This window comes from Dactylosporangium sp. NPDC000555 (assembly GCF_040300025.1).
Taxonomy (GTDB): domain Bacteria; phylum Actinomycetota; class Actinomycetes; order Mycobacteriales; family Micromonosporaceae; genus Dactylosporangium.
Genome location: NZ_JBEPDB010000052.1, coordinates 1 through 18,103 on the forward strand (window position 1 = coordinate 1; position 18,103 = coordinate 18,103).

19 protein-coding genes and 1 tRNA gene are annotated in these 18,103 nt (G+C 70.4%); 13 read left to right on the forward strand and 7 right to left on the reverse strand.

Annotation, left to right across the window (positions count from 1 at the left end):
• The first annotated feature begins 269 nt into the window (after positions 1-269).
• The 4 genes from ABT297_RS27125 to ABT297_RS27140 are packed head-to-tail and all read left to right on the forward strand — an operon-like array spanning position 270 to position 2,895.
• The gene (locus ABT297_RS27125; protein WP_350554587.1) at positions 270-587 is read left to right on the forward strand and encodes a hypothetical protein; all 318 of its coding nucleotides are present in this window, start codon (positions 270-272) and stop codon (positions 585-587) included.
• 4 nt (positions 588-591) lie between these two features.
• Entirely contained in the window at positions 592-1,638 is a 1,047-nt protein-coding gene (locus tag ABT297_RS27130) for a glycosyltransferase family 2 protein (RefSeq protein ID WP_350554588.1), read from the forward strand.
• Positions 1,635-2,234: an RNA polymerase sigma factor gene (locus ABT297_RS27135; RefSeq protein WP_350554590.1), complete on the forward strand. Its 600-nt coding sequence runs from the start codon at positions 1,635-1,637 to the stop codon at positions 2,232-2,234. The genes ABT297_RS27130 and ABT297_RS27135 overlap by 4 nt, the downstream gene beginning before the upstream one ends.
• Entirely contained in the window at positions 2,224-2,895 is a 672-nt protein-coding gene (locus tag ABT297_RS27140) for a hypothetical protein (RefSeq protein ID WP_350554592.1), read from the forward strand. Before ABT297_RS27135 ends, ABT297_RS27140 begins: the two co-directional genes overlap by 11 nt.
• A 150-nt stretch (positions 2,896-3,045) precedes the next feature.
• Here the strand turns inward: ABT297_RS27140 and ABT297_RS27145 are convergent, their stop codons facing one another.
• Complete coding sequence (locus tag ABT297_RS27145; RefSeq protein ID WP_350554594.1) at positions 3,046-3,447, reverse strand: GntR family transcriptional regulator; 402 nt, start codon at positions 3,445-3,447, stop codon at positions 3,046-3,048.
• Positions 3,448-3,710: 263 nt separating this feature from the next.
• Here ABT297_RS27145 and rplK point away from each other — a divergent pair, with 263 nt between their 5' ends.
• From rplK to ABT297_RS27170, 5 genes are all read left to right on the forward strand, one after another.
• Positions 3,711-4,145, forward strand: coding sequence for a 50S ribosomal protein L11 (rplK, locus tag ABT297_RS27150; protein WP_350554596.1), 435 nt, complete (start codon positions 3,711-3,713; stop codon positions 4,143-4,145).
• On the forward strand, positions 4,129-4,491 hold the full coding sequence (locus ABT297_RS27155; RefSeq protein ID WP_350554598.1) for a hypothetical protein: 363 nt from the start codon (positions 4,129-4,131) through the stop codon (positions 4,489-4,491). Before rplK ends, ABT297_RS27155 begins: the two co-directional genes overlap by 17 nt.
• Positions 4,492-4,623: 132 nt before the next feature.
• Positions 4,624-5,130, forward strand: coding sequence for a SigE family RNA polymerase sigma factor (locus tag ABT297_RS27160; protein WP_350554600.1), 507 nt, complete (start codon positions 4,624-4,626; stop codon positions 5,128-5,130).
• Positions 5,127-6,263 (forward strand): hypothetical protein, encoded by a 1,137-nt coding sequence (locus tag ABT297_RS27165; RefSeq protein WP_350554602.1) that lies wholly within the window; start codon positions 5,127-5,129, stop codon positions 6,261-6,263. Before ABT297_RS27160 ends, ABT297_RS27165 begins: the two co-directional genes overlap by 4 nt.
• A gap of 135 nt (positions 6,264-6,398) precedes the next feature.
• A complete protein-coding gene (locus tag ABT297_RS27170; protein WP_350554604.1) occupies positions 6,399-6,641 on the forward strand; it encodes a hypothetical protein in 243 nt (80 codons plus the stop codon).
• 11 nt (positions 6,642-6,652) lie between these two features.
• On the opposite strand, the gene ABT297_RS27175 is transcribed toward ABT297_RS27170, so the two are convergent.
• The 4 genes from ABT297_RS27175 to ABT297_RS27190 all read right to left on the reverse strand — a co-directional run bounded on the left by ABT297_RS27175 (position 6,653) and on the right by ABT297_RS27190 (position 9,170).
• Positions 6,653-7,081, reverse strand: a complete 429-nt coding sequence (locus tag ABT297_RS27175) for a YkvA family protein (RefSeq protein WP_350554606.1) — start codon at positions 7,079-7,081, stop codon at positions 6,653-6,655.
• Positions 7,082-7,212: 131 nt separating this feature from the next.
• Positions 7,213-7,848: a response regulator transcription factor gene (locus tag ABT297_RS27180; RefSeq protein WP_350554608.1), complete on the reverse strand. Its 636-nt coding sequence runs from the start codon at positions 7,846-7,848 to the stop codon at positions 7,213-7,215.
• The gene (locus ABT297_RS27185) at positions 7,848-8,456 is read right to left on the reverse strand and encodes a sensor histidine kinase (protein WP_350554689.1); all 609 of its coding nucleotides are present in this window, start codon (positions 8,454-8,456) and stop codon (positions 7,848-7,850) included. Before ABT297_RS27185 ends, ABT297_RS27180 begins: the two co-directional genes overlap by 1 nt.
• 75 nt (positions 8,457-8,531) lie before the next feature.
• Positions 8,532-9,170, reverse strand: a complete 639-nt coding sequence (locus ABT297_RS27190; RefSeq protein ID WP_502885651.1) for an IclR family transcriptional regulator — start codon at positions 9,168-9,170, stop codon at positions 8,532-8,534.
• A gap of 159 nt (positions 9,171-9,329) precedes the next feature.
• On the opposite strand from ABT297_RS27190, the gene cysS reads away from it, so the two are divergent.
• The 3 genes from cysS (at position 9,330) to ABT297_RS27205 (ending at position 14,626) form a co-directional block, all read left to right on the forward strand.
• A complete protein-coding gene (gene cysS, locus ABT297_RS27195) occupies positions 9,330-10,736 on the forward strand; it encodes a cysteine--tRNA ligase (RefSeq protein WP_350554612.1) in 1,407 nt (468 codons plus the stop codon).
• Positions 10,737-10,740: 4 nt separating this feature from the next.
• The gene (gene rlmB / locus ABT297_RS27200) at positions 10,741-11,835 is read left to right on the forward strand and encodes a 23S rRNA (guanosine(2251)-2'-O)-methyltransferase RlmB (RefSeq protein ID WP_350554614.1); all 1,095 of its coding nucleotides are present in this window, start codon (positions 10,741-10,743) and stop codon (positions 11,833-11,835) included.
• Between the two features lie 67 nt (positions 11,836-11,902).
• Positions 11,903-14,626 carry an Hsp70 family protein gene (locus ABT297_RS27205; protein ID WP_350554616.1) on the forward strand — a complete coding sequence of 908 codons (2,724 nt, stop codon included), beginning with the start codon at positions 11,903-11,905 and terminating at the stop codon, positions 14,624-14,626.
• Between the two features lie 65 nt (positions 14,627-14,691).
• On the opposite strand, the gene ABT297_RS27210 is transcribed toward ABT297_RS27205, so the two are convergent.
• Positions 14,692-15,786 carry an ABC transporter ATP-binding protein gene (locus ABT297_RS27210; protein WP_350554618.1) on the reverse strand — a complete coding sequence of 365 codons (1,095 nt, stop codon included), beginning with the start codon at positions 15,784-15,786 and terminating at the stop codon, positions 14,692-14,694.
• 237 nt (positions 15,787-16,023) lie between these two features.
• Between ABT297_RS27210 and ABT297_RS27215 the strand changes: the two genes are divergently transcribed.
• Positions 16,024-16,096, forward strand: a tRNA-Thr gene (locus tag ABT297_RS27215).
• A gap of 337 nt (positions 16,097-16,433) precedes the next feature.
• Here ABT297_RS27215 and ABT297_RS27220 read toward each other — a convergent pair.
• Positions 16,434-17,726 carry a restriction endonuclease gene (locus ABT297_RS27220; RefSeq protein ID WP_350554620.1) on the reverse strand — a complete coding sequence of 431 codons (1,293 nt, stop codon included), beginning with the start codon at positions 17,724-17,726 and terminating at the stop codon, positions 16,434-16,436.
• Positions 17,727-18,103: the final 377 nt, after the last annotated feature.

Genomic DNA, 18,103 nt, shown 5'->3' on the forward strand with positions numbered 1-18,103 from the left:
CGCTCAGGGCACCCAGTTCCACGGCGGCGCCGGCGGGCTCGGCATCGCCTCCAACTGAACGCGACCGTCAGTCGGCTGGTGACGGCAGCCCGCGAGCAACGTTTCGGTGATCATGCGCCTGGCGTCCACGATGCGCGGGGTTCTCCATTATCGCGGAGTGAACGTGCTGCTTCTTGTGCATGTTCACTCCGCGATAATGGCGAACCCGCTGCGGGTGACCGGCCGTCCGCGCTGTAACGGGGCGGCCCGGCGCGACGCCCCTTGCCTGCGTGGAACCCGTGTTCATGGATCTCGGCGGGCGCCGGCGGCGGCTCTTCACGGCCCTCGGTGTTGCGATCGGCGTGCTGCTCATCGCGGGTGGTGCGCTGCTCATCGCCGGGCTGCTCGGCTCCTCGCCGGTGCCCCTGCCGGGACTGCCCGACAGGGGGCAGGGCATGCAGCGCGGCGACGCGGACGGGGCCGGGGGGCTCGGGACGCCGGCGTCGAGTGCGCGGCCGGTCACGGTCCGGCCCCAGGTCTCGACCGCCGCAGCGAAGGACAAGCCCTCGCATCCGGGCGGCGATGCCGAGCCGAGCCGGACCGAGTAAGCGCATGCGCCGTCACGGGGCCCGTCGCGAACCTCGGGCGCACTGGTTACTGTTCCTGCTCGCCGTCGTCGTGCTCGCCTACCACGCCCGCGCGAGTGCGGGCACGGTGGCCCGAGGTACGGCGCTGGGCTGGAGCCAGGCCGCCGGTCACTGGCTCGCCGTCGCGATCCAGTGGATCGTCGTGGCCGGGACCGCGCTCGCGCTGCTGCGCCTCGCCGTCCAGGTCTTCGCCGCGCGCCGGCACGCCCGCCGTTCGCGCCGGCCGCGGGACCTGCGCCGGTATCTCGACTCGGTGTCGATCGTCGTTCCCACCTACAACGAGGCGGCGAACATCGGCAACCGCGGCGGGCTGCTCGGCCGCTGGCAGCACCTGGAGTACGTGGTCGGCTTCAACCTGGACCGGCGCCTGTTCGACCTGGGAGAATGCATGCCGACCATCCCCGGCGCGATCGGGGCGTTTCGGCGTGAAGCGCTCCGCGACGTGGGCGGGGTGCCTGGCGACACCTTGGCTGAGGACACCGATCTGACGATGACCGTGCTGCGGGCCGGGTGGCGCGCTGTCTACGCCGAGCGTGCGGTGGCGTGGACGGAGGCGCCGAGTTCGCTGCGGCAGTTGTGGCGGCAGCGGTACCGCTGGTGCTACGGGACGATGCAGGCGGCCTGGAAGCATCGCGGCGCGGTCCTGGAGCGGGGCGGCGGCGGCCGCCTCGGTCGCCGGGGCGTGCTCTACCTGTTGCTGTTCCAGATGCTGCTGCCGCTGGCGGCCCCGCTGGTCGACGTCTACGCGATCTACGGCGCCCTCTTCCTGCCGTGGGCTCAGGTCGCCGCGGTCTGGTGCGGGTTCACCGTGCTGCAGATGGCCACGACCGCGTACGCGTTGCGGCTGGACGGCGAACGGCTGGCGCCCCTGTGGTCCGTGCCTCTCCAGCAGGTGATTTACCGGCAACTGCTCTACCTTGTTGTGGTGCAGGGAACGGTGGCGGCGTTGCTCGGCGGACGGCAGCGGTGGCGGGCGATGGCCCGCACCGGCCTGGCCGCCCCGGCGCGGTGACCGCCTCGGTGCAGGGCCTGCGGGACGAGGATCTCGCGGACGCCCTGGCCGCCGCGATCGAGGGCGACTCCGCCTCCTTCGCGGTATTATGGCGCTGCCTGCATCCGTTCGTACTGCGATACCTGCGCGTGGTGTGCGGCGACGCCGCCGAGGACGTCGCCTCCGAGACGTGGCTGCAGGTGTCCCGCGACCTGTCCCGCTTCCGCGGCACCGCGACGGCGTTCCGGGTCTGGCTCTTCAGGATCGCCCGGCACCGCGGCATCGACGAGAACCGTCGGGCGTGGCGCCGGCACGAGGAGCCGCACGACGCCGTCGATCAACTGCGCACCGCGTTGACCGAGCGCGATGTGGCGGCCGACGTCGTCGAGCTGGATGAGACCGACCGGGCCGTCCGGCTGATCGCCACCCTCCCACGCGAGCAGGCCGAGGCTGTCATGCTGCGTGTTGTGGCCGGGCTCGACGTAGCCGGCACCGCACGCGTGCTCGGCAAGCGCTCGGGCGCGGTGCGGATCGCCACGATGCGCGGCCTGCGCCGGCTGGCCGAGCATCCCGAGGTGCGCGCACACACTGACGAGGAAGACGAAGATGGACCTTGAGGGACCGCCCGAGGGGCGGCTAGGCGAGCTGCTGTCGGCAGCCGCCGCGCCGGGGCGCCCGCACGAGCTCGCCGCCGAGGACGCGGCCGTCGCCGGGTTCCGCGCCGCGTACCGCCCGGCCGTCCGGCACCGCCGCCGGCGGCTCTTCGCGCTGGCGGTGGCCGGGGTAGCCGCGGTGTCGATCGGCGGTACCGCCTTCGCCGCGACCACGGGCCACCTGCCCGCCCCCGTCCAGGCCTGGCTCGGCGGCGAGGAGACGCCACCCGTGCACACGTCGCCCACCGCGACACCGGACCGGCCACGGACCACGCCCGGAGCCTCCACGGCCCCCGGGCCCCCGAGTACGCCCACCCCCACCAGCACCTCCACTCCCACCTCCGCCGCCGTCCCACCGGTCGAGGCGTGCCAGGCCTTCCTGGCGTTTCGCGCCGACCCGCACGCGCCGCCGGTCACCGGCGAGCAACGCAAGGAGCTGAATCGCCTCTCGGGCGGCGGGGAGAAGGCCATCCAGGAGTACTGCAACCGCCTGCTCGGCGTCGCGCCGACGCCCACGATGACGCCCACCCCCGAGGAGCCCGCTCACGAGGAGCCTGCGACGACGCCGACTCCCGAGAAGAAGGCGAAGCCCAGTCACGCCAACAAGCAATCGGGACTGGTGTAACGCGGGACGCGGCCCCGGCGCTGTTTCCGTCGTACCCATCGGCTCCGCGGCCGCTCGGGCCACGCGCTGCGCCTTCACCGCGCGACCCGTTGCAGCCCTGCGGACGACCGTCCGGGTCCGGTCGTGCCAGCCGGGCCCGGACGGTCACAGTCAGCGGGTCGCCGGCGCGGTGGTGAGGATGTGTTGGTCGCCGCGGTACAGGGCGTAGCCGTTGCTGCCGGCGCAGACCTCGAAGATCGCGACGCCGGGGCCGCAGCCGTACGCCTCCGCCTCGGCGAGTGTCATGGGCCGTGCGGTGACGGTGGCGTCCGGGGGAAGCCGGACCGCGGTCCGTGGCGCATGCCTGCGAACAACGGCCGGTGTCCCGCGCCGCTTGATCAGCTCCCCTTCCGCGGCCAGCACGGCCAGCGCGTCGCGAACGGTGTCCCTGCTGCAGCCGAAGGTCTTGGCGAGATTCGCCTCGCTCGGCAGGCGGCCGCCGGGCGGGTAGGTCCCGTCGTCGATCTGCCGGCGGAGCACATCCGCGACGTCCCGAAATCTGACCTGGTGCATGAAACCGGAGTGTAATCGTATGGCCATGTGGTGTAAAGGCCACCTGTAGTGGCGCCAGCGGCGGGCTCAGCGCGCAGGCGGGCCGGGTGTGGAGCTTCCCCCGCTGCGATCCGCCGACGTGCACAAGTACCGGATCGCCGGCGTCGAAGAGCCGTAACTACTAGGGCAGCCGGACCTGTCCAAGCTGACCGGCGACGAGCACGACACGTTCTGGCGCTGACCGGCTTGACCCTCCAGTTACTGGAGTTCTTAGCGTCGCGGGCATGGCAGCACCGAAGAAGATCGTCCGCACCGTCACGATCGAGCTGGATGCCGGCGACGCATCCATGGTCGAGCTGGGCAAGATGCTCGGCCCGACCGGCGTCAACATCCGCCAGGTCAAGACCGAGTTTGACGAGGGCACGGCGGGCCGGCGCGGCGAGATCGTTCCGGCGGTCGTCACCGTCTACGACGACCGCACCCACACGCTACGGCTGAAGACCCCGCCGACCGCGTTCCTCATCCGCAGGGCGCTGGGCATCAAGTCCGGCGCCCAGCGCCCCGGCCACGACACAGTCGGCACCCTCACTCGGTCCCAGCTGCGCGAGATCGCCGAGCGCAAGCTGCCCGACCTCAACACCGACGACCTTGAGGCCGCGATGCGCACGGTGGCGGGCACGGCCCGCTCGATGGGCGTGCACGTTGAGCCGCCGCGATAACGACCCGTGGCGCGGGGTCGTGGCCCCGTACGGCATGCTCGACCCCGCGCTGCACGTCGCCGCCGGCACCCCGCTGCTGCCCGCACTCGTGGCGGCACTCCCCGACGAGGAGGCCGCGGCCGCCCGGCTGAACGAGGCACTCGCCAGGCCGTCGCTCGTCCGAGGGCGGTACTGGCAGCTGTCCCTCGACCCACCCCTGGCGCTCGGCCTGCTGGTGGTGGCGGGCGGCTGGCATCGCCTGAAGAGATGCCACTGCGGCACGCCGTTCGTCGACCGGACCGCCGGCGCCACCCGCCTGCACTGCCCGGCCCACCTCCGCCGTCGCAAGCGTTCCGGCTCATCGTGAGCCTGCGTGAGGCTCCGACGGTACGCCGATGCAAGTCCCAGCAGAAATAACTGGGGGAGGATGTCATCATCGGGCACTGCCGGCGGCGTTTGAGGGTCAACAGATCCCGGTGCTCTCTGGGAAGGGCTTGGCGTGACGTTCGAGGAGTTCGTGTCCGCGAGGTTCGGCGCCCTTCTGCGCTATGCGACGGTGGTGACGTGGGACTTGCATCTCGCCGAGGACATTACGCAGAACGTGCTGGTCCGGGTGCAGGGGCGGTGGGCACGGATCGCCCGGCTGGGCGCGCCGGAGGCGTACGTGAAGCGGATGATTGTCAACGAGTTCCTGTCGTGGCGGCGGCGGAGGGCGGCGCGGCTTGTCCCGCTGTCAACGGAGGGACTCGAAGCGCTGGCCGTACCGCTGCCTGATCCGGCCGGGTTCCGCGACGAGCGTGATGCCATGATGCGGCTCATCGCGGCGTTGCCGCGGCAGCAGCGGGCGGTGATCGCCCTGCGGTTCTACGAGGATCAGTCGGTTGAGGAGATCGCCGGGGTGCTCGGCTGCCGCGAGGTCACGGTCCGTACCCATCTTTCCCGAGCTCTGACCGCACTGCGTGCCGCGTTGTCGGCCGCCACGACGTCCGCCGGAGGTCAGCGATGAACAGCAGCACGAGCGGCGGCAGCAACGTCGACAGGGACTTCGGCAGCGGCTTTGACAGGGACCCTGACCGGGACATCGAGGACCTGGTCCGGGCGGCGCAGCAGCGGCGGGCGGAGCCGGCGACCGATCCGGGGCGGCTCCAAGCGGCGCTGGTGGCCATCGGGGTCCGGCAGACCCGTCGGCGGCGGGCCAGGTTCGCGGCCTCGGCTGCCGTCGTCCTCGCTGCCGTCCTGGCGGTGCCGCTCGCCGTGCGCGGGGCGCCGCACGAGCCGGGGCCGGCCGAGCCGCCGCCGGCCGAGCGCGTCACGGAATCGCCGGCGCCGTCACCGCTGACCGTCGGCACGGTCGATCTTGGGCTGCGCCCGACCTGGCTGCCGTCCGGTTATACCGAGCGGAGCCGGGTCGTCGAGTACGGCGGCGCCGACGGCGTGGTGCTGACCCGGTTGTGGACGAAGGGGGCGATCGTCGTTGACAGTCGTGACCGCTCGGAGCCGGGCATCAAGCTGGCCATCACGACGTCCGCGTCACCGGAGTCCGATCCTCGACCGCAGGACGGCGCTTCGACGGTCGACGTCAACGGTCGGCCGGGCTTCTATCTGGCCGCTGCTGGCGCCGTACGGCTGAACTGGCGCGCCGATGATCGCCACGTGCTGCAGTTGGAGGTTCGTGAGGCCGGTGTCGGCAAGGACGACGTGTTGCGGATCGCGCGTTCGATGGTCGCCGATCACGGCTGGGCTGCCTCGGCGTTGGTGTTGGGCTGGCTGCCCGACAAGCATCGGCTGTTGACGGTGTCGATGCGCGGCAACTCGCCGATCGACTGGACGATGTTCGTTGAGACGGCCCGGCTGGACTCGGCGACGTCGCCGCAGTACCTCCTGGTCGCGTACGGCAAGACGACGACGTGCCGCGACGGCGGTGAGATCGTCGGCGTCGGGACCACTCCGGGCCGGATCGTCGCGCTGGCCGACAACGCTACGTGCCTGGTCGCCGGCGTAAAACCCTTGTATCTCGGTGTGACGGGTAGCTGGACGGCGGGCGGGCAGCCGCTCACGAACGACGACCTGATCCACGTCGCCACAGCAGTAGAGATCGTCCAGGGCTGGGGCGACACTGGCTGGATCGGACCCCCGTGACGAGCGTGCGGCTCAGCCACTCGACGGCATGAACGCGCTGATTTGTCGGAGGCGGAGGCGAAGGAATCGGCCGGGCGATCGTACGGCGGTTCGATCTGTCATAGGCTGCGGACCATTCCCAGCAGAGGAGACGACGTGAAGCACCCGGCGGTGACCCTGAAGTTCTTCGTCATCGCGGTTGTGGCCACCGTCGTAGGCGTGGTGCTCGTTGGTATGGCGGTGGATGGTCCCGCCTTGAACTTCATGCGTGTGCTGGGCTTCGTGCTGCTTGCGATCGCGCTGATCAACTTCGCGGTGCACGCGGTTGCGGTGCTGATGTACGACCACGAGATGTGGCGCAGCAGCCATTTCGCCGAGGTCATCGAGACCGAGGATTGAGACGGGCCGTGCTACACCGGCCCATCTCCGTCAACCGGTTCCGGCGATCGTTTCGGCTGGCCGAGTAGCCGCTCGAGCAGCCGTGGGTCACCGGGCCACGCAGCCAGCAACACTTCGCGCGGCACCTGACGGCCGGCGTACCGCAGCGCCAACGCGACCACCACAATGTCGTCCAGTGGGCCGATCACCGGGATGAACTCGGGAATCAGATCAATCGGGGACGCCACCCACACCCCGGCCACGATGACGGCGACTTTCGCCCGGCGCGGCACCCGCGGGTCCTTGCGCAGTTTCCGTACCGCCGTCACGCAGTCCGGGATGAACGCCGCCAGGTCGCGCAGAATTCCTGGCGGCAACCGCCTGGCCAGCACGATGAGCAGTCCCCACGACGCCAGCAAGAGCCCGGCCCCGACGGCCAGACCGATCAGCCACTGCCTCATCAGCGTTCCTCCCTGTCCAGGGGGATGCACGGCCTGGTAGACCTCGTCGGCGTACTCATCAGAGGTTGTCGCCATCCGACTTCGAATCGGGAAGACACCGGTTCGATTCCGGCGGGCCCTGCCCCGTACCTCTACGTTATGTAGGTCAGGACGGCCAGCACTCGGCGGTGCCGGTTGCCGGTGTCCGGGATGCGCAGCTTCTGGAAGATCGCGCGCATGTGGCTCTCCACCGTGCGCTCGGCGAGCCGCAGCCGCGCCGCGATCGCCGCGTTCGAGTGGCCCTCCGCGACCAGGGCCAGCACGTCGTGCTCGCGCTCGCTCAGCATCGACAGCGGGTCGTCGCGGCGGGCCGGGGACAGCAGGGCGGCCACCACGTCGGGGTCGAGGGCCGAGCCGCCCTCGGCCACCCGGCGGACCGCGTCGAGGAAGTCGTCGACGCGCAGCACCCGGTCCTTGAGCAGGTAGCCGAAGCCGCCCGAGGCGACCAGCGCGACCGAGTGGCGGGTCTCCACGTGCTGGGAGAGCAGGATCATCGGCAGCTTGGGGTGGGTACCGCGCAGCTGCCGGGCGGCCCGCGCGCCGTCGTCGGTCATCGTGGGCGGCATCCGGACGTCGATCACGGCGAGGTCGGGGGTGTGCTCGCCGACGGCGTGCAGCAGCGCGTCGGCGTCCCCGACCGCGGCGGCGATCTCGTGCCCGGCCTCGGTGAGCAGACGGATGATGCCCTCGCGGAATAGGACCGAGTCGTCGGCCAGGACGATGCGCATCAGGAGTGCTCCCCTTCGTGCCTTTCGCGCGGCAGTACGGCGTCCGGGATGCGGACCTCGATGCGGGTGCCTGCGCCGGGCGGGCTGTCGACGGTCAGGCTGCCGCCCAGCGAGGCGACCCGGTCGCGGACGGTGGTGAGGTCTCCGGCGCCGCCGACACCGTCGTCGGTGACCGACACCCGCAGGGAGCCGTCGTCCGCCGGGGCCACGGTGACGTTGACGGAGCCGGCGCGGGCGTGTTTGAGGGCGTTCGCCCATGCCTCAGCGACGGCGAAGTACACCGTCGTGGCGACCGACTCGCTCGTGCGCACGTCGGTGACGCTGACCCGCACCGGTACCGGGGCGTCGGCGACCAGGGCCCGGACGGCGGCGGGCAGGCCGTCGTCGAGGCGGCTCGGGCGGAGACCGTGTGCGAGGCGGCGCAGCTCGGCGATGGTGGCCTCGAGCGCCTCGACGGCGAGGTCGAGGTCGTGGTGGGCGGGGCTGTCCGGGGCCAGGCCGCGCTGGGTGGAGCTCAGACGCATGCCGACGCTGACGATCTGCTGCTGTGCGCCGTCGTGCAGGTCACGCTCGAGCCGGCGGCGCTCGGTGGTGCCGGCCTCGACCAGGCGCCCGGCTGTCGCGCACGTCGCGCAGGGCCTCGCGCAGCTCCAGCCGCAGCCGGCTGACCTCTGCGCGTTGTGTCAGGACAGTGCGTTCGCGATGGCGGTGGCGGCGTGCACGACCTCCGGCGGTACCCGGGCCGGGTCCAGTTCCGTCAGGGCGACGACGCCGACGCTGGCCTCCAGGCCCTCGACGCCCGGGACGGCGGCCGCGACGCCATGGGCGCCCTGTTGCAGCTCGCCCGTGGTGGTCACGGCCGTGTAGTCGCCCTGGCGGCCGGCCAGGATCGCCTTGCCCGCGGCGCCCGAGGCCAGCGGGTGGCGGGAGCCCGTTCGGTACGCCACGTGAAACTGCGTCCAGCTCGGCTCGACGACCGCCAGGGCGTAGGCCTCGCCGCCGTCGGCGATGGTCAGGTGGGCCGTCGCGCCCACCGTTTCGGCCAGGCGGCGCAGGGCCGGCAGTGCGGCGTCGGCCACCAGGGGCTGGGCGCGGCGGGCCAGGTGGAGCACCCCGGCGCCCAGACGGAGGCGGCCCGCGCGGTCGCGGCGGATCATGCCGTGCTCGGCCAGGGTCGCGGCCAGGCGGTAGACGACCGCACGGCCGACATCCAGGCGGGTCGCGGCCTCGGTCATGGTCAGGCCGGCCGGCGAGTCGGCGACCAGGTGCAACAGGCGCAGGCCGCGGTCCAGCGTCTGTGCAGTCTCGGTTGCCACCGGCACAGGTTATGTGACTGTCGGCGTCTGCCGCACGGCCGCGGAGGGCGGGCGGCGGAGCGCGACATCCGGCGGATCTTGACCGGTCAGACGTCCGGGCGGCACGCTGCCCGACGTGGCCTCCGGGCGCGATGCGGGACGGGTGCGGAAGCTACTCTTGCACGTGTGACGCTTCGCCTGTATGACACCGCCACCCGATCGGTCCGGGACTTCGTCCCGAAGACGCCCGGGCAGGTCGGCATCTACCTGTGTGGGCTCACGGTGCAGGCCGGTCCGCACATCGGCCACCTGCGCTCCGGCGTCAACTATGACGTGCTGCGCCGGTGGTTCGCCAAGTCCGGCTACGCGGTGACGTTCATCCGCAACATCACCGACATCGACGACAAGGTGCTGCAGAAGGCGATCGAGGCCGGTCGGCCGTTCTGGTCGATCGCGTATGCCAACGAGCGGTTGCTGTCGGCCACCTATCAGCGCCTCGGGGTGCTGCCGCCCACGTATGAGCCGCGCGCGACCGGCCACGTCCCGGAGATGCACGAGCTCATCAAGCAGCTCATCGCGGACGGGCACGCCTACCAGGCCGTCGACGGCTGCGGCGACGTGTATTTCGACGTGCGGTCCTACCCGGAGTATGGCGCGCTGTCGGGGCAGCGGCCCGAGTTGATGGAGCCAGCGGCCGACGGGCCCGCGCGCGCCAAGCGCGACCCGCGTGACTTCGCGTTGTGGAAGGGCAGCAAGCCCGACGAGCCCGCCGACGCCAACTGGCCCTCGCCGTGGGGGCCCGGGCGACCCGGCTGGCACATCGAGTGCTCCACCATGTGCTGGCGATACCTCGGCACCGAGTTCGACATCCACGGCGGCGGCCTCGACCTGCAGTTCCCGCACCACGAGAACGAGGTCGCGCAGTCCCGCGCGGCCGGGCACGGGTTCGCCCGGTTCTGGGTGCACCACGCGCTGCTCAACCTCGGCGGGACGAAGATGGCCAAGTCCGTTGGCAACGTCGTGACGCTCGAGGCGCTGGTGGAGTCGGGTATACGGCCGGTCGAGGTCCGCTACTACCTGATGACGCCCCACTACCGGTCGGTGATCGACTACTCGCCGGAGTCGCTGGCGGAGTCGGCGACCGCGTACCGCCGGCTGGAGAACTTCGTGCTGCGCGCCGCCGAGCAGGTCGGCGACGGCGAGCTCGGCGAGGTGCCGGCGGTGTTCGCCGAGGCGTTGGACGACGACCTCAACACCTCGCAGGCGGTGGCCGTCATCCACAACACCGTCCGCGACGCCAACGCGGCGCTGACCGCCGGGGACGTGCCCGCGATCCGGGCGGCGCTGGCCGAGGTGCGCGCGATGCTCGACGTGCTCGGGGTCGACCCGCTGCACCCGCAGTGGCGCTCGACCGACGCCGGCGACCTGACCAAGGTGGTCGACTCGCTGGTGGCGCTCGCCCTCGAGCAGCGCGCCGCGGCGCGCACCCGGAAGGACTGGGCCGCCGCGGACGCGGTGCGCGACCAGCTCAAGCAGGCCGGCGTCGTGGTGGAGGACACCACGGCCGGTCCACGATGGACCTTGGAGCACTGAACCGATGCCAGGAAATTCCGAACGCCGCGGCAAGCGGGTCGCCTCGAAGAAGGGCGCCACGAAGGGCTCCGGCGGCAAAAACCGGCAGTCGCTGACCGGGCGTGGCCGCACCCTGCCCGCCGACGAGCGGCCCTGGCACAAGGGGTACTCCGGGGACGAGCAGCTCCCGGAGCGCACCGCCTGGAAGCAGGACAAGGAGCGCCGGGCCGCGGCGGCCGAGGGGCGTGCCCCCAAGGTCGGCCAGCCGGGGACGAAGCGGACGGCCGGCAAGGGGCCGTTCGGCGCCAAGAAGCAGGCTGCCGCGCACGGCCGGTCGTCGCCGCGGGTCTCTCCGGGGCGCAAGGCCGCGCAGCCCAAGGAAGGCCCGGAGCTGCTCGTCGGGCGCAACCCGGTCGTCGAGGCGCTGCGCACGCACGTGCCGGCCACGGCGCTGTACGTCGCCATCGGCATCGACATGGACGAGCGCGTCAAGGAGGCCGTGCGCACCGCCGCCGAGCGGGGCGTCGCGATCCTCGAGGTGACCCGCAACGAGCTGGACCGCATGACCGGCGGTGTGCTGCACCAGGGGCTCGGCCTGCAGGTGCCGCCGTTCGCGTACGAGCCGTTCGCGGACCTGCTCGCCGCCTCGCTCGAGTCCCCGGCGCCGCTGCTCATCGCGCTCGACGGCATCACCGACCCGCGCAACCTCGGCGCGATCCTCCGTTCCGCGGCCGCGTTCGGCGCGCACGGCGTCTTCCTGACCGAACGCCGCTCCGCCGCGATCACCGCGACCGCCTGGCGCACCAGCGCCGGCGCCGCGGCCCGGGTCAAGGTGGCGCAGGTGACCAACCTGACCCGCTCGCTGAAGCAGTGCCAGGAGGAGGGATTCATCGTCGCAGGGCTCGACGCCGACGGGGAGACTTCGCTGTACGAGCTGGAAGCCGCGGTCGGACCGCTGGTCGTGGTCGTCGGCTCGGAGGGACGCGGCCTGTCCCGGCTCGTCGGGCAGACCTGCGACCTGCGTGTCGGCATTCCGATGGTCTCCGACGTGGAGTCGCTCAACGCCTCCGTCGCGGCGGCCGTGACCCTGGCCGAGGTGGCGCGGCGGCGCACGCAGTAGCTACCGCGCTTCTCGGCGTGACCTTGCACGCGCTGTAGATCTTTGTGGGCGACCCTAATATGGGCCGGTGACTCAGCCTCAGCAGGGCTTCGCCATCGGGGTCGACCTCGGCACGTCCAACACCGTCGCGGTGATCCGGCACCCCGACGGCCGCACCCGCCCGCTGCTCGTCGACGGCGCGCCGATCATGCCCTCCGGCGTGTACGTCGACGAGCACGGCCGGTTGCACGTCGGCCGGGACGCGTACCGTATGGCCGGGCTCGACCCGTCCCGCTTCGAGCCCAACCCGAAGCGGCGCATCGACGAGCCCACCGTCCTGCTCGGCGACCGCGAGATCCCAACCGTCGACATGCTGGCCGCGATCCTGGCCGCGGTCGCGCGCGCCGCCGTCGAGGCGGTCGGGTTCCTGCCCTCCGCGGTGCTGACCCACCCGGCGGCCTGGGGCAGCCGCCGCCGGGACACCCTTGCCGAGGCGGCGCGGCGGGCCGGCTGGCCGCCGGTCATGCTCGTGCCCGAGCCGGTCGCCGCGGCACGGTACTTCGCGGACGTGCTCCGCCGTCCCGTCCCCGTCGGCGCCGCGCTCGCCGTGTTCGACTTCGGCGGCGGCACGCTCGACATCGCCGTCGTACGCAACGACAACGGCCGCTTCTCCGTCGCCGGCTCCGGCGGCATCGAGGACCTCGGCGGCCTCGACGTCGACGCCGCGATCATCGAGCACCTCGGGGCGGTCATCACCGAGACCACGCCCGCCGCCTGGGCCGCTCTGCGCAACCCCGCGACCACCACCCAGCGCCGCGACCGCCGGCTGTTCTGGGACGACGTGCGCGGGGCCAAGGAGATGCTGTCCCGCACCACCGTCGCCCCGATCACCGTGCCCGGGCGCGACCAGGCGCTGCACATGACCCGCGAGGAGCTGGAGAGGGTCACCGAGCCGCTGATCCGGCGGGCCGTCTGGGAGACCGGGAAGGTCGTACACTCCGCCGGGCTGCGCCCCGACCAGCTCGCCGGGATGTTCCTGGTCGGCGGGTCGTCGCGGCTGCCGCTGGCGGCGCGGCTGCTGCACGCGGAGCTGGGGATCGCCCCGACGGTCCTGGAGCAGCCGGAGCTGCCGGTCGCGGAGGGGGCGCTGGCCGAGCTGGTACCGGTCGGCTACCAGACGGAGAGCGTGCCGGTTTCTCCCAGCTTCAGCGCCCCGCCGGCTGCTGCCAGTGCTCCTCCCACCGCTGCTTTCAGCGCTCCGCCCACCGCTTTCAATGCTCCTCCCACCGGGCCGGTTTCTCCGGTTTCCGGCGGGTTCGGCGGCCCGCCGGTTTCGGGTGGTTTCAGCGGTTCTCCGGTTTCTGGCGGCCCCGCTGGTTCTCCGGTTTCTGGCGGCTTTGCCGGCTCACCGGTTTCCGGCGCCTTCGGTGGTTCGCCGGTTTCGGCGCCGCCCGGCTACCCGAACACGCCCGTGAAGCGCGGCCGCACTGGGCTGCTCGTCGGGGCGGTCGCGGCGGTCGTTGTGCTCGCGCTGGTGGCCGCTGGCGGGTACTTCTTCTTCTGGCGCGACCGGATCAATACCGTCGAATTCAAGACCTTGGTCCCCGCAGGTTCGCTTGACCTCGCCGCCGCCGACGCGATCAGTTATCCGGTGACGGCCACGCTGGGCTCGCGCACGTACGCTGGCTGGATTCAGGACAAGAGGTTCCACCTCGTCGCCTACGACCTCGACAAGAAGACGAAGGTCTGGTCCGCCGATGTCGACTCCGACAGTTACCGCTGGCAACTACTGCCGAATCGGGACGGGCTGATCGTGATCGGTGCCGGCGGTACCAAGGGAACACTGAGGCTGTTGAATGCCTCGAACGGCAAGGAGCGCGCGAAGCAGGACTTCGCCTCCGACGATCGCGTCCTGTTCCTCGACTCGGTCTGGGTCGTCCACTCCGGCGGCACGAAGAAGACCAACGCGTACGCATGGGACGGCGCCTGGAAATGGACCGTCGACGACGACAAGAAGGGCACGGCCATTCTCGGGCCGGGCGACGCCGCTGACGGCCGCGGCCCGTCCGACTTCACCGGCGACCTGACGAACCGCGACGGCAAGTCCAAGACCACGTACGTCTCAGTCGACGGCGACAAGATCAACCTCCGCGACGCGGCGGGCAACGGCAAGGTGCTGCGCAGCTGGACCAATACCGCGGACAGCTATTCGGGCTACGTGATGGCCGACGAGATGCTGTTCGTTTACGGCAGCAGCACCAAGTACACGGTCAAGGTGTACGACCTGAGCAAGCAGGGCGAGCCGGATCAGCTCTACACCTCCGACGACAAGCGCCGCATCGCCTCGGTCTCGACCTGCGGCGCGGGCCGGTTCTGCCTGCTGGACGGCACCGCTTCGGACGGTTCCGACACCGTACTGCGGGTGCTGTCCACCGCCGACAAAAAAGAGCTCTGGCGCCAGGACGCCAAGGGCACCAGCGCATTGGTACCCGTGGGAAAGCAGATCCTCGCCACGTCGTACTCGAACGGCGGCGCCAGCTCGCTGTTCGACGAGAACGGCGGGCGGCTGCTCAAGCCCGAGGACCAGGGCGCGCTGGGCTTCCGGGTGACGAACGGGAGCCTGCTGTTCTTCGCGAAGGCCCCGTCTTCGTACCCCAGTGACGTCGCACTGGTCGGCGTCACCGCGTCCACGGGCGACCGCGTGGCACTCGGCACCCTGTCGAAGGTCTTCGGGACGAGCTGCTCCTGGAACGAATCGAAGATCGCCTGCATCGGCGAGGGGAAGCTGCAGGTCTGGGCCTTCGCCGCCTGATTCCGCTCACGGGAAGGGCGGCGCCGGAAACCCGGCGCCGCCCTCGTCGTGTCTTCGGTGCTCGGTTATCCGATCCGGCGGCCGGTCGCGGCGTTGAACGCGTGGTGCGTGTTCGAGTGCGGACGGACGTGCACGATCTCGGTCAGGCGCGGCGTGTTGCGCGGGTCGGCGCGGACGACGAACCGCTCGTCCTGGCCGTCGAGCGCCACGGTGCCGTGCACGTAGGCGTCGGAGCCGAGCTCCTCCACCAGGTCGACCGTGATCGGGATGCCGCCGTCGTTCGGCCCGACCAGGTCGGTGTCCTCGGGCCGGAACCCGACCGTCACCCGGCCGTTGGCCCCGTCCGCCTGCGCCGCCGCGATCTGCTCGCGGGTCAGCGGCAGGATGACGTCGCCGAAGCGCCCACCCTGGTCGGTCAGCGGCACAGTCTTGATGTTCATCGCCGGCGAGCCCATGAACCCGGCCACGAACACGTTCGCCGGCCGGTCGTACAGCGAACGCGGGCTGTCGACCTGCTGCAGAACGCCATCGAGCAGCACCGCCACGCGGTGGCCCATCGTCATGGCCTCGACCTGGTCGTGCGTCACGTACACGGTGGTGATGCCGAGGCTGGCCTGCAGCGTCGCGATCTGCGAACGGGTCTGGACACGCAGCTTGGCGTCGAGGTTCGACAGCGGCTCGTCCATGAGGAAGACCTGCGGCTCACGCACGATCGCGCGACCCATCGCGACACGCTGCCGCTGACCACCGGACAGCGCCTTCGGCTTACGCCCGAGGTAGTCCTCGAGCTGCAGCATCGCGGCCGCTTCCTTCACGCGACGGTCGATGTCATGCTTCGGCGTCTTACGCAGCTTGAGCGCGAACGCCATGTTCTCGTAGACCGTCATGTGCGGGTACAGCGCGTAGTTCTGGAACACCATCGCGATGTCGCGCGCCTTCGGCGGCAGATGCGTGACGTTGCGCTCGTTGATCAGGATGTCGCCGCCGTCGACTTCCTCAAGACCAGCAAGCATGCGCAGCGACGTCGACTTGCCACAACCGGAGGGCCCGACGAGGACGAGGAACTCGCCGTCACCGATCTCAAGGTCGAGTTGGTCAACCGCGGGACGCGGGGTGCCCGGGTAGACCCGGGACGCCTTGGCGTATGTGACCGTAGCCATAGGGGTAGCCACCTTCCACCGGCAGGAACGTGCCGGACGATCCGAGTAGAAGCACCTCCGGCCTGCGGCGGTGCAGGATGAGGAGTAGGGCAAACAGTAAGCGGTAGGAGCCCCGCTGCCAAGGTCAGGGTCCGATTTGGTGGTGATTTGATACCTTTTCGTGCCGGGTATCTGGGCCGCGCGCCGAGCCGGGGACCGAGTACCATCAGTGGGCTAGGCTGACGAACGTCGGCCCGGGCCGACGTGGCGCAATTGGTAGCGCACCCGACTTGTAATCGGAAGGTTGGGGGTTCAAGTCCCCCCGTCGGCTCTCTTGATCAAGCCCTTGACCAGGTCTTTCGGCCCATGGTGGCGATCTTGGCGGGTCGTTGGAGTGGCCATTGTGCTCATTCTGTGCTCGGACGAGCCAATTTCGCGCCGGACGAACACGCTCGCGCTGGACGGATGCGCCCCTTGCCGCTGATGGAACGGATGGGCTGGTTGGGTTCAGGACAGGGGGTGCTGTTACCCGTTTGTGGCCCCCGGTTTGGAGATCAACTTTGGCGGCCGGGGTCGGCCTGATTGTCTCGAGCGCTCCGGCTCGGTCGTGACCCCCGTACTTGCCAGGGTTGTTCCTCGGTGGTTTCTTGAGGCGCTGCGCCCGAGGATCACCCGAGGAGGATCTCATCCGGCCGGCGGTACGTGATGGCGATGTTGTAGTCCCCGGTGACCGAGTTGAGAAGTGCGTTGAGGTCGCCGTTATGGTCGGCGGCTGCCATGCGGAGCACCTGATCGGCGAGGGCTTTTCCGTCGATGAGCACCAGAGGGTACTGGTCGTCGATTACTTCGATCTGTGCTTGTCGGGAGAAGACTCCGGTAGTCACGAAGACCCCGATCCATCCGCGTCGCAGGCGGGCGACCACCCGAGCGACCTGGTCGGGACTGATCGACGAGGTGGGAGTTACGCATTTCGCCTGGCCGAGGACTACCAGTGGGACGTTGTTGGCGGCTGTGCCTACATCGAGCCGACCGACGAAGTCGACCCCGCCGTCACCACCAGGTCGGGTAAGCCAGCCGTCGTGGTACCGAGCGCCGGAGTGGCCCAGGACCTGGGCAGTGACCCGAGCGGCCAGCAACTCAAAGGCATGCTTGCGTCCGTCGAAGTGGGTGTACAGACGCTGAAGTAGCTCCGCTTCCGCAGATCCAACGGCTGGGCGTTGGTCTTCGGCCGAACGCACGCGCGAGGATACGACGCGGCGTCGTACGCGAGGAATCGCGGCTCGACCGTCTTTGACCCAGCGCCACCAGGACGCGGGCGCGTGGCGGGCAGCCTGCTCAGCGTGGAGTGTCGGGTTGCGGCGGTCGTCGATCCAACGCATGTCGAGGGCGTCGCCGGTCTCCGAAAGATCAGTGACTGCCAGGTCGAGCACAAGGTTAGGGAAGCTACGCCCTGTCTCTGGGTCGCGCTGCACGACGTGCTCGAGTCGTTCGATGATCGCCGCACCGCAGAACTCGATGTGCCCCTTGACGAGGCTGCGGCCACCTCGGCTGACCGTTGTGGAACGATAGATCAGCAGTGGAGGTGCCTGGAGCCGCTCGCGCGAATCGGTGGCAGCGTGCAGTGCCCATGCGTCCAGCAGTGCACGGTTGCCTACTGTTGCGCCGGGAAGCCCGATCGTGGTCGGCTTGTGGTCTCCGTAGTAGCGGACGTGGCCATGGTCGAGGTCGAACTCGTCATGCCACGGGTTGGTGGCGTGCCCTGCTTTCCACGGACTCGACCGCAAGCTGATCACGGGCCGACGAGGTCTGTCAGGTGCGTCCACCATCGCTGCCACGTTGATACCGGCTTCGAGCATCAATCGTGGAATGTCGATGGCTTCGGGTGAGGCGGTCACGAAGTGATAGTTGAGGTAGCCGTCCAGCTCGACCTCCAGCCTGCTGGCTCCCTGGGCATAGCGCATGACCTCGAGCATCGGAACTGGGCGGGCGTGATCCACCTGCACATATTGGCTGCTCGCCCTCTGGGACGGTACTGGCGTTTGGAATAGCCTTCCTCGCCTGAAGTGCCTATGCCGGAACTGTGAGGTGCACCGCTGGGCGACATGCGTGGGTGCATCGGCGTCGGCTTCGCGCCGGGCCGTCCTGCGGTGCGGTGGCGCGATTCCCCACAGCATGGACCGCTGTGACGAGCTCGTCAGTGAACGGCTTGCCGGCCGCGAGCACTCCAGTCCTGGCGCGATGCACGGTCGTGACGGCTATTCGTCCTGCGGGAAGGGGGCGATAGGGGGTCAGAGCTGGACGCGCACCATGAAGTGTCCATAGTGGTTGGTGCGGCCAA